Consider the following 11110-nt stretch of genomic DNA (forward strand, 5'->3'; position numbering starts at 1 on the left):
ACGATCAGGCTTCTTCGGCCCAGGCCAGATTTTCCCGCGCCATCAATGCGCTCGAAGCCGCGGGGCCGAACGTTCCGGCCGTGTAGCCGCGCGGCCGATCGCCCAGTTCCTTCCAGCCATTGAGAATCGGCTCGACCCACGTCCATGCCGCTTCGAGCTCGTCGCGCCGCATGAAGTGCGTGAGCCGGCCGCGAATCACGTCGATGAGCAAGCGCTCGTAGGCTTCCGCGCGCCGTTGCGTCATGGCCTGCTGCAGATCGAGATTGAGCGTGACCGGCTGCATGTGCATGCCGCTGCCCGGCTCCTTCGCCAGCATCTGAAGCTGGATCGACTCTTCCGGCTGCAGCGTGATCGTCAGGCGGTTGCCGTAGTGACGCGGACCGTCGGGAATGATCGAGAACGGCAGATCCGCGAAGTCGATGACGATCTCCGAGCGGCGATTCTGCATGCGCTTGCCGGTACGCAGGAAGAACGGCACATTGGCCCAGCGCCAGTTGTTGATATGCGCGCGCAGTGCCACGAACGTCTCCGCGCGGCTGTCGGCCGGCACGTTCTGCTCTTCGAGATAACCCTTCACCGCCTCGCCGCCCACCGCGCCCGCGGTGTACTGGCCGCGCACGGTATCGCGCGCGATATCGGCGACGGTCATCGGCCGCAGCGACTTCAGCACTTTCAGCTTCTCGTCGCGCACGGCGTCCGGGTCGAGCGACACCGGCGGCTCCATCGCGACGATGCACAGCAGTTGCAGCAAGTGGTTCTGCACCATGTCGCGCAATGCGCCGGTGTGATCGTAGAAGCCCGCGCGGCTGCCGACGCCGACCGTCTCCGACACCGTGATCTGCACGCTCTTGATGTACGGCGACTGCCACAGCGGGCCGAAGATCGCATTGCCGAAGCGCAGCACCATCAGGTTCTGCACGGTTTCCTTGCCGAGATAATGGTCGATGCGGTAGATCTGCTCTTCCTTGAAGTGCTTGCCGACCGCGTCGTTGATCGCGCGCGCGGAGGCGAGATCGTGTCCGAGCGGCTTTTCCAGCACGACGCGCGCGTGCTGGTCGAGAATGCCGGCGCTATCGAGGTTGTCGCAGATGGTCACGAACAGTTCGGGCGACGTCGACAGATAAAGCACGCGTTGCGAGCCGGGGCGCACGGCCTGTGCGAGACGCTGGAAGTCGCCCGGATTTTCGACGTCGACGCGCACGTAGTCGAAGAGCGCGAGGAATTTGTCCCACGACTGCGCATCGAAAACCTTGGCATCGATGAAAGGGCGCGCCTGCTCTTCCATGAAGTTCCTGAGGTAATCCTCGCGTGCCCAGTCCTTGCGGCCGATGGCGAGAATGCGCGTGTCGGCGGGCAGGTTGCAGTGCGTATGCGCCATGTAGAGCGCCGGCAGCAGCTTGCGCGCCGCCAGGTCTCCGCCGCCGCCGAAGATGATCATGTCGAGCGGGCGTTCGTTCGAGGGAGCAGTTGAATTCGTCATGGTGCGTGAGCCGGTAAAGGTTCAGGAAAGCCGAAAGCGCGGCGATCGGTGCGATCGTTCGAGACAGCTATGTTGCATGTTTTGCCGGCATTTTGCACGGCAGTCGTGCTAACGGGCGTTCGATTCGCCGGTCGATGGACGAAATGTCACCGACGGCATTTGTTTGTTTAGCGCGCTCAGCGCAACGATTCGTTTGCGCGCAGCGTCGTCACGGCGAGATCGAGAAATGCGCGCACCTTCTGCGTGACGTGGCGTCCTTCACGATGCACGAGATGAATCGGCAATGGCGGCGGCTCGAAGCGCGGCAGCACGATCGCGAGACGACCCTCGCTCACGTGTTGCGCGACCTGATACGACATCAGCCGCGCGATGCCGAAATCCGCGAGCGCGGCGGCGATGGCCGAATCGTTGGTGGTCGTCGTGAAGCGCGCATGCGAGCGCACGAGGAACTGCCGCTCGCCGTCGTGGAGACGCCATTCCGGCGGCGACGACGAGCCCGTCGACGCAATGATGACATGTCCGGCGAGATCGTCCGGATGAAGCGGCGCACCGTGCTTCGCGAGATAAGCGGGCGATGCGCACAGCACGCGCCGCACGCGCCCGACATTGATCGCCTGCAACGACGAGTCCGGCAGTTGCGCGATGCGCACCGCCACGTCGATGCCTTCGTCGACGAGATTCACGACGCGGTCGACGAACCAGCAACTCGCATCGGCTTCGGGGTAACGGCCGAGATAGTCGAGGACGATCGGCGTGACGTGCAGCCGGCCGAACATCACCGGCGCGGTGATCGAGAGCAGGCCGCGCGGCGACGAATGCGTGCCGGTCGCGGAGAGCTCGGCGTTATCGATCTCGCCGAGGATGCGGCGGCAGTCCTCGAAATAGCCGCTGCCCGCGTCGGTGAGACGCACGACGCGCGTCGTGCGCGTGAGCAGGCGCACGCCGAGATGCTCTTCGAGCTCCGTCACGACGCGGCTCACGACCGACGGCGACACGTCGAGCTTGCGCGCCGCCGATGCGAAGCCGCCGGTCTCGACCACCGTGACGAACGTCGTCATTGCCTGTAAACGGTCCATGAGAAAGCACGAGGCATGAAGGCTTGAAGGATGCCGTGCATTCTCGGGGATATGTGCGCGAGGCACAATCCACGACCGCTTCGATGCGCTTCAAAGCTCCAGTTCCAGCGTGCCGCCGTCCTCGGCCGGCATCGCGCAGCAGATCAGCGCTTCGTCATCGCCGACATGAAACGCCGGCTCGCTTTCATACGACACCGCGCCCCGCGCGATACGCGTCCGGCATGTGCCGCACGTGCCGTCCCGGCAATTGAACTCGGGCGACAGGCCGCTCGCTTCCGCGAGTTCGAGCAAGGAGCCGCTGCCCGGCTTCCATTGCGCGCTCGCGCCCGATTTCAGGAACTCGATCTTCACCGGCCCGGTCGCGGCAGGACGCAGTGGCTTCACGTCCGCGCCGCGATCCGCCGTGCGCTTCAGCGCCGAAGGACCGAACGCTTCCGCATGAACGCGCGCATCGGCAACGTTGAGCGCACGCAGGCCGTCGTAGATCGACTGCATGAACGCGCCCGGGCCGCACAGATAGAAGTCGTAGTCGTTGCACGGCAGACGGCTCGTCAGCAGATCGATGTCGATGCGCCCCGACACGTCGTAATCGCGTTCGAGCTGCGCGCCGTTCGTGTCGCTCAGGACGCGGATCACGTTCACCGCGCCGCCCGCGCTCCGTGCGAGCGCGTCGACTTCCTGCGCGAACGCGCGGCTCGCGAGCGAATGCGCCGACACGATCATCCACACCGGACGCACGCGGCGCTTCCTCAGGCCTTCGTAGACGATGTGCCTCAGCATCGCGAGCATCGGCGTGATGCCGACGCCCGCCGCCATCAGCACGGCGGGACGATGTTGGAACGGATCGATCGTGAAGTCGCCCGCGGGCGCGCGCGCCTCGATGATGCCGCCCGCTTTCAGCGTGTCGTGCAGATACGCCGACACGCGTCCTTCGCGCTTCACGCTGATGCGATAGACGCCGTCCGAAGGCGCGACCGACAGCGTGTACGTGCGAATCTGCGGCCTCGCGTCGCCGGGCAGCGTCACGCGAATCGGCAGATGCTGCCCCGCCTTGTGCGGCACGATGCCCGCGCCGTCCGCCGGTTCGAGATGGAACGAGCGGATCGCATCGCTTTCATCGACGATCCGGCTCACGCGGAATGTGCGCCATGCGTTCGCGAGCGCCGCTGCCTGAAGGCGTTCGGCCACTTGTTTCCAGTCGCCCGTCATCAGCGAATTGGGCGATGCGCCGTCGCTGCGCGCTTTCCATCGCAAGGGCAACGCGTCCGCGCGGTAGACGATGCGGCGCGGCGTGAAGCGCCACAGCCGCTCCGCGCCCTGAAACGCGGCGATCTCGGGCGAATCGAGCAGCACTTCGGCATCGCCGACGAGTTGCAGCACGTCGCCGGTTTCGAAATCCGCGAACACGAGCCCGGCGCGGCCGTTCACGAGAATGTTGCCGAGCGTGTTGAAGAAGAGATTGCCGGTGAAATCGGGAATCGTGAGCGCACCGTCGTCCGACAGGCGCACGAAGCCCGGCTTGCCGCCGCGATGCGACACGTCCACTTGCCGATGCCCGTCCTCCCGATCGAAGTACGACGCGACGAAGAACGTGTCCGCGCCGGCGATCATCGCTTTCGCGTGCGGGGAAAGCGCGTCGAGCATGATCGGCTGCACGGGCGAGGGCACGGCCGGATCGCGCACGAACGCGAAATCGCGTAGCTGGATGTATTGCGGGCAATTGCCGAAGCTCTGCTCGACGGCCACGTCGAACGAAAGCTTCGCGCCGTCGCGACGAATCACGCCGTTCATGCGATTGCGGCGGCGCGTGTTCATCTCGATGCCGAGCAGGCCGATCGACGCGCCGTCGTTCATGCCGGCATCGGCGGGATCGAGCGGATCGCGCGCGCGGCTCATCGACAAAGTCTTCGCGTCGGGCGTGCGCATGAAGCCGGGATGTCCGGCGAGCAGCGTCGCCCACGGATCGCCGTGCTCGTCGACCGCGCCCGCCACGACGAACGGCAACTGCGCGAAGAACTGGCGATGCTGATCCGGCATGTAATCGCGCACGATGCGCCGCCCGACGCCGTCCATGCGCTCGAACGCGCCGAAGGCCTTCTGGATGGCGATTTCGCCGCGATGCCACGGCGACGGCGTGGCGACGGTTGCAGTATCGGAAAGCGCGGAAGCGGACATGATCGTATGCCTCTTCGGTTCGGGCGCGGGCGGCACGGCGCAAGTCAGGCGAAACGCGGCCGCCGCGCTCACTTTACGCCGCGAGACCCGCGGCCGTCTTTTGAAACGGGAGGAAGCCCTTCAACGCCTCGACGCGTTTCAGCCACGCGTTCACGTTCGCGTACGCGGCGAGATCGACATTGCCTTCGGGCGCGCTCGCGATGTAGCTGTAGAGCGCGACATCCGCGATGGTCGGATGCGCGGCGCCGGTATCGGCGATCCATGCGCGATGCGCCAGCTCCGAATCGATCACTTCGAGGACGTTGTGCGCGCGCGCGATGACTTCGTCCGCATCGAACTTCGCGCCGAACACGGTGATGAGACGCGCGGCCGCGGGGCCGAATGCGATCTGCCCGGCCGCGACCGAAAGCCAGCGCTGCACGGCGGCGGCTTCGGCGGGCGTTTCGGGCAGCCACTTCGTATCGCCGGCTTTTTTCGCGAGATAGACGAGAATCGCGTTCGAATCGGCGATGACGGTGTCTCCATCGACGAGAACCGGAATCTGGCCGAACCGGTTCAGCTTCAGGTACTCGGGCGTCTTGTGCGCGGCGGCCGCGAGATCCACGAACGCTTCTTCATGGTCGACTCCCAGCAGACTCAAAAAGAGACGTGCTCGGTGCGCATGCCCGGACAGCGGGTGGTAATAGACCTTCATGGCAAGTTCCCTGATTCGGTTATTGGCCGGGAGAGGTCCCGTCCTGTGAATCAAGTATCGGTTCTTGCCGTGAGAAGGAGAATGGCGCTGATTTTCAAATCACTATTCTGGAAACGAGAATGGTGAGGGCGAGACCGCCGCTCGCCTCACGCTCGACTATTCGCCGCGAGGCACATTCGCCTTGTTGCCCGCGAGCGGCGAGCCGTAACCGCCGCTGCCGGCGTTGTTCGGCAGGCCATTGACCAGTTGCGCGCGCGGATCGCTCGGATTGAGATTGAGCTCGCCGGCCTGCGCGTTGCCGTGGGTCGGATACTGACTGCCGAGCGGCGCATTCGGCATGAGTTTCGTGCTGTTCTGCGGCGCGTACATATCGGTTTCGACGCTAGGATGAAGCTGCGCGAAGGCCGACGTCGCGGCAAACGCCGAAGCGAAAACGAATGCGGCATGAGACGCTTTCATGATTGACTCCTGCAAGGCACGATTCAGTGTAATCCGCACTTGGGATGTGATCGGTCATCCCCCTTCCGTCGACCAGTCCAGCGTTTGTTCTCCGGCGATTCTTCTTCCCGTATTTCCTCACCGCAGAAGGGTTGCAGTAGAATTCGGCTCCCGAATAGACTCACCTCAAGCGCGGCGGCCGCGATCCGACGGCACGTGCCTTGCTTGGTCGTCCCTTGCTCACGTACACGAGCTGGCCGCGCAACGGCACGCCGTCGCCGCCGGAGTTCACACTTAAAGCGAGCCGTTCCCATGCCGCAAGCACCCGGGCCGCGCCGGCCACCCGCGAAGATCCTGCCGCCCGAGGCGCCCGGCGTGCGCGCGCTGGCGTCGCTCGTGACGGGCGTCGTCGTCATTTGCGCGCTGTACTTTGCACGCGCGGTGATGATCCCGATCATCCTCGCCATTCTGCTCAGCTTTCTGCTGGCGCCGTTCGTCGACTTCTTGCGGCGGCTGCGCTTCGGACAGGTGCCTTCGGTGATCGTCGCGGTGGTCGTCGCGCTGTCGGTCCTGACGGCGGTCGGCGCGCTGATCGGCGCGCAGGTCGCGCAGCTCGCGGGCGATCTGCCGAAGTATCAGGTCGCGGTCGAGCGCAAGATCGACACGGTGCAGAAGATGACCGTCGGGCGCGCGGATGAATTTCTCGGCCGCGCATCGCGTGCGTTGAAACGGCTGTCGCCCGCGCGCGAGCAGGAGTCGAAGAACGAGGACAATCCGGCCGCCTCGCCGATCGACCAGCCGATGCCCGTCGAAGTGCATCAGCCCACTCCGACGCCGCTGGAGTTGGCGCAGCGCTTCCTGTCGCCGGTGATCAGTCCGCTCGAAACCACGGGCATCGTGCTCGTGGTCGCGGTGTTCATCCTGTTGCAGCGCGAGGATTTGCGCGACCGGCTGATACGGCTGTTTGGCTCGCGCGACCTGCACCGCGCGACCACGGCGATGGACGAAGCCGCGCGGCGTCTGTCGCGCTACTTTCTCGCGCAGCTCGGCATCAACGTGGGCGTGGGCATCGTCATTTCGATCGGGCTCGCGATCATCGGCGTGCCGGGCGCGCTGCTATTCGGCGTGATGACCGCGCTGCTGCGCTTCGTGCCGTATGTCGGGACGTGGATCGCGGCGATCATCGCGGTCGTGTTCGCGGCGGCGGTCGGTCCCGGCTGGGCGATGCTCGTCTGGACCATCGTGCTGTTCGGCGTGACCGATATCGTCGCGGGGCAGGTCGTCGAGCCGCTGCTGTACGGGCATAGCACGGGGCTTTCGCCGTTCGCGGTGATCGTCGCCGCGATTTTCTGGAGCTGGATCTGGGGGCCGATCGGCCTCGTTCTTTCGACGCCGCTCACGCTGTGCCTCGTGATTCTCGGCCGTCATGTCGATCGCCTCGAATTTCTCGATGTGCTGTTTGGCGACCGGCCGGCGCTTACGCCCGCCGAGAACTTCTATCAGCGCCTGCTCGCGAACGATCCCGACGAGGCGCTCGTGCAGGCCGAAACGCTGCTCAAGGAACGCCCGCTGATCGCGTATTACGACGAGGTCGCGCTGCAAGGCTTGCGCTACGCGCACAACGACGTGCTGCGCGGCGTCGTCACCGCGGACCAGTTGCGGCGCATCAACGAGTCCGCGCTCGACATCATCGAAGGGCTGGAGGACGCGGACGATACGGCGGTGGCCCTCGCCCCGCGCGAGGATCTGCCCGCGAGTTTCGAGTCGCCCGACGAATCTTCCCGGCTTCCGTCCGAAACGCCGCCCGCGCGCTTCGATGCGCAGCGGGAAGGCCATACGGCGTCGGTGCTGTGTATCGCGGGGAGAAGCGAGCTCGACGATCTCGCGGCGACCATCGCCGTGCAGCTTTTCCGCAAGCACGGGCTCTACGCGGACCTCGCGGGCTATGAGCGCTTCTCGCGCGGACGCTTCGGCGAAGTCGATCTCGCCGGCGTGACGATCATCTGTGTCGTGTCGTTCGACGCAGCCGAGTCGCCGCCGTATCTGCGCAATCTGCTGCGGCGCCTGCATCAGCGCGCGCCGTCCGCGGAGCTGATCGTCGGATTGATATTTCCCGAAAGTTCGCTGCAAGGCGAAGCGCTCGTGCGCACGAGTTCGGCGGCGGTGTCGTTCAAGGAGCTGGTGGAGGCTTGCGTGGCCGCCGCGCGCCGTCAGTCCGCCGACGGCGTGCCGTGGGCGGGCCTCGGCGACGCCGGGAGCGAAGCCGCGCTGAGCGGCCCGCGCGAGGACGTGCCCGAACTGCGCAATGTGTAGAGACGGTGTTGCGCGCGTTACCGGTTGCCGTCGAACAGATCGTTGAGCATGGTGTCGAAGGCGGCTTGCGCGTCTTCGAGCTCCTGCAGCGCGGCGTCGAAGGTCTGCAGCGCCATCTGCGACGGCCGGCCGTCGCCTTCGGGCGGGAACTGCTTCTGCAGCGCCAGGAAGGCGGACTGAACCTGACGCGTCGCGTTGACGATACGTTCCATCGCTCGCGCTTCTTCCGTGCGATTGTTCTCGGCGGTCATCGGAGACACTCCTCGTGGGCAATGCCTCGATAGTACCAAGCGATGCGCCCTTCGACGCTGCCCGATCTCAAGCCTTCGCGACCGTGAAGAGCCGGACCGCCTCGTCGAGGACGACGGCGCGTTCCGCGAGGCGCTGCGCCGTGGCGGCGGCCTGCTCGACGAGCGCGGCATTCTGCTGGGTCGAATCGTCGAGATGGGCGACGGCCTGATTCACCTGCGCGATGCCTTCGGCCTGCTCGCCGCTCGCCTTCGCGACTTCCATGATGATCGTCGACACGCGGTTCACCGCTTCGTCGATCGCGCGCATCTGGCTCGTCGTACGCGTGACGAGGCTCGTGCCTTCCGCGATCTGCGCGACGCTCGTCGCCACCACGCCTTCGATTTCCTTCGCCGATGCCGCGCAGCGCTGCGCGAGATTGCGCACTTCGGTCGCGACCACGGCGAACGAGCGGCCCGCTTCGCCCGCGCGCGCCGCCTCGACGGCCGCGTTCAGCGCGAGGATGTTGGTCTGGAACGCGATGCCGTCGATGACATCGGTGATGTCCGCGATGCGCCGCGACGCCGCCGTGATGCCCGCCATCGTCTGCTCGACCTGGCTCGCGATGCGTCCGCCGTCGTCCGCGGCCGCCTGCGCTTCCTTGACGAGTTCCAGCGCCCGCACGGTGGCGTCGGCATTGCCCTGCACGGTGGTCGTGAGCTGGTCCATCGTCGCGGCCGTCTGTTCGAGCGATGCCGCCTGCATTTCCGTGCGGCGCGACAGATCCGTGTTGCCGCTCGAAATCTCGTTCGCGGCGTCGAGCATGCCGCCGATCTGGCCGCGCACGTCGAATACGATCGCCGCGAGATTCGCCTTCAGCTGGCCGAGCGCGCGCTGCACGTCGCCGAGATCGTCGTGGCGCGCATCGGGCATGTCGACGGTCAGGTCGCCCGCGGCCATGCGCGCGGCGAAGCCGGACATCGTGCGAACGGGCGCGTCCACCTGACGCGACAGCGCGAGCCAGCCCGCGCAGCTCGCGGCCGCACTCGCGCCAAACGCGATCCAGAAGGGCAGCGGCGGCGCGCCGCGCCAGCCCGCGAGCGCCGCGGCCAGCATGCTGACCGGCACGGCCGCGAAAGCCACGGCGAGACGCGCGCTCACCGGCATGTTCGCGAGCGCCGCGAGCCTGCCCGCGAGGCCGTCCTTCACGAGCGCGCCGCGCACCAGCCGATGCGACGCGTTGCCTGCCTTTATCTGCGCGTAGAGCGCGGTCGCGTCGCGCACTTCGTCGCGCGTCGGTTTCACGCGCACCGAAAGATAGCCGATGACCTTGCCGTGCTCCATCACCGGCGTGACGTTCGCGCGGACCCAGTAATGATCACCGTTCTTGCGGCGATTCTTGACGAGCGCGGTCCACGAGCGGCCGGCGCGCACGGTCGCCCAGAGATCGGCGAAGGCTTCGCGCGGCATGTCGGGGTGACGAATGAGGTTATGCGGCTGGCCGATAAGCTCGCCGCGCGAGAAGCCGGACACCGACACGAACGCCGGATTGCAGTACTGGATGTTGCCGGACAGATCGGTGGCGGAGACGAGCATCTCCGAGGCGGGGAATTCGAACTCTTGCTGGGTGACGGGCTGATTATTGCGCATGATGTCCTTGCTTCTTCCGATTCGCGCGCCGCCTTTGGAAAGGCCGGCGCGCGCCTGATTACAAGGACATAACGGCGATTATCCCCACGTTCTTTAGGGGAATCCGAGCAAAACGCTCAAGTGCGGCGGAATGTCGCCGATAGCATGCGCTTCGCTTACTGCGCGCTCCATCCGCCGTCGATCTGAAGCGCCGAGCCGCGCATTTCGCTCGCGGCGTCGGAACAGAGGAACACTGCCATGTCGCCGATCTGCTGCGCCGTCACGAACTGCGCCGACGGCTGCTTGTCGCCGAGCAGTTTCGCGCGCGCCGCATCGGGCGTCAGCGAGTCGCGTGCGGCGAGGTCGTCGATCTGCTTTTGCACGAGCGGGGTGAGCACGAAGCCCGGGCAGATTGCGTTGACGGTGACGCCGGTGCGAGCGTTCTCGAGCGCGGCGACTTTCGACAGGCCGAGGATGCCGTGCTTCGCGGCGACGTAAGCCGACTTGCCCGCCGAGCCGACGAGCCCGTGCACCGATGCGATATTGATGACGCGGCCCCAGTTGCGCGCGCGCATTTGCGGCAGCGCGACGCGCATCGTGTGGAACGCCGAGCTCAGATTGATCGCGATGATCGCGTCCCAGCGATCGACCGGGAATTCGTCGATGGTCGCGACATGCTGGATGCCCGCGTTGTTCACGAGAATGTCGACGGCGCCGAATTTCTCGGTCGCGAACGTGATCATCGCTTCGATTTCTTCGGGCTTGGTCATGTCGGCGGGGTGGTGCACGGCTTTCACGCCGATGGCTTCGATTTGCTTCAGGGCGCCTTCTACATCGCCGAAGCCATTGAGCACGAGGTTTGCGCCTGCTTGTGCCAGCGCCGTGGCGATGCCTAGGCCGATGCCGCTCGTCGAGCCGGTGACCAGCGCCGTCTTGCCAGCGAGCGAGTTGTTCGATGCGGTTTGAGTCATGGGCGGGTCTTTTCCTTCTCAGGTTTTTGGTTGGGTTCTTGGGAAGTTTCGGGGGTTGGTTTGGGGGGCGTAAATTGGGGTTTCTTGGTTTTTTGCCGGATCCCGT

At 65.8% G+C, this 11110-nt stretch carries 9 protein-coding genes; 1 reads left to right on the forward strand and 8 read right to left on the reverse strand.

What is annotated here, in order from left to right; translation table 11 throughout:
• Positions 1-4 precede the first annotated feature (4 nt).
• The 5 genes from zwf to U4Y90_RS28035 all read right to left on the reverse strand — a co-directional run bounded on the left by zwf (position 5) and on the right by U4Y90_RS28035 (position 5884).
• The gene (gene zwf / locus U4Y90_RS28015) at positions 5-1480 is read right to left on the reverse strand and encodes a glucose-6-phosphate dehydrogenase (RefSeq protein WP_321799509.1); all 1476 of its coding nucleotides are present in this window, start codon (positions 1478-1480) and stop codon (positions 5-7) included.
• Positions 1481-1656: 176 nt separating this feature from the next.
• Positions 1657-2556, reverse strand: a complete 900-nt coding sequence (locus U4Y90_RS28020) for a LysR family transcriptional regulator (protein WP_321799510.1) — start codon at positions 2554-2556, stop codon at positions 1657-1659.
• 90 nt (positions 2557-2646) lie between these two features.
• Positions 2647-4731 carry a pyridoxamine 5'-phosphate oxidase family protein gene (locus U4Y90_RS28025; protein WP_321799511.1) on the reverse strand — a complete coding sequence of 695 codons (2085 nt, stop codon included), beginning with the start codon at positions 4729-4731 and terminating at the stop codon, positions 2647-2649.
• Between the two features lie 73 nt (positions 4732-4804).
• Positions 4805-5425: a glutathione S-transferase gene (locus tag U4Y90_RS28030; RefSeq protein ID WP_321799513.1), complete on the reverse strand. Its 621-nt coding sequence runs from the start codon at positions 5423-5425 to the stop codon at positions 4805-4807.
• Between the two features lie 156 nt (positions 5426-5581).
• Positions 5582-5884, reverse strand: coding sequence for a hypothetical protein (locus U4Y90_RS28035; RefSeq protein WP_321799514.1), 303 nt, complete (start codon positions 5882-5884; stop codon positions 5582-5584).
• Between the two features lie 291 nt (positions 5885-6175).
• Here U4Y90_RS28035 and U4Y90_RS28040 point away from each other — a divergent pair, with 291 nt between their 5' ends.
• Positions 6176-8176, forward strand: a complete 2001-nt coding sequence (locus U4Y90_RS28040; protein WP_321799515.1) for an AI-2E family transporter — start codon at positions 6176-6178, stop codon at positions 8174-8176.
• A 17-nt stretch (positions 8177-8193) separates the two neighbouring features.
• On the opposite strand, the gene U4Y90_RS28045 is transcribed toward U4Y90_RS28040, so the two are convergent.
• From U4Y90_RS28045 to U4Y90_RS28055, 3 genes are all read right to left on the reverse strand, one after another.
• Entirely contained in the window at positions 8194-8427 is a 234-nt protein-coding gene (locus tag U4Y90_RS28045) for a hypothetical protein (protein WP_008354254.1), read from the reverse strand.
• Between the two features lie 67 nt (positions 8428-8494).
• Positions 8495-10054 carry a methyl-accepting chemotaxis protein gene (locus tag U4Y90_RS28050; protein ID WP_321799518.1) on the reverse strand — a complete coding sequence of 520 codons (1560 nt, stop codon included), beginning with the start codon at positions 10052-10054 and terminating at the stop codon, positions 8495-8497.
• A gap of 155 nt (positions 10055-10209) precedes the next feature.
• The gene (locus U4Y90_RS28055; RefSeq protein ID WP_321799520.1) at positions 10210-11004 is read right to left on the reverse strand and encodes a 3-hydroxybutyrate dehydrogenase; all 795 of its coding nucleotides are present in this window, start codon (positions 11002-11004) and stop codon (positions 10210-10212) included.
• Positions 11005-11110 lie beyond the last annotated feature (106 nt).

Source organism: Caballeronia sp. J97, from assembly GCF_905220305.1.
Lineage (GTDB): Bacteria > Pseudomonadota > Gammaproteobacteria > Burkholderiales > Burkholderiaceae > Caballeronia.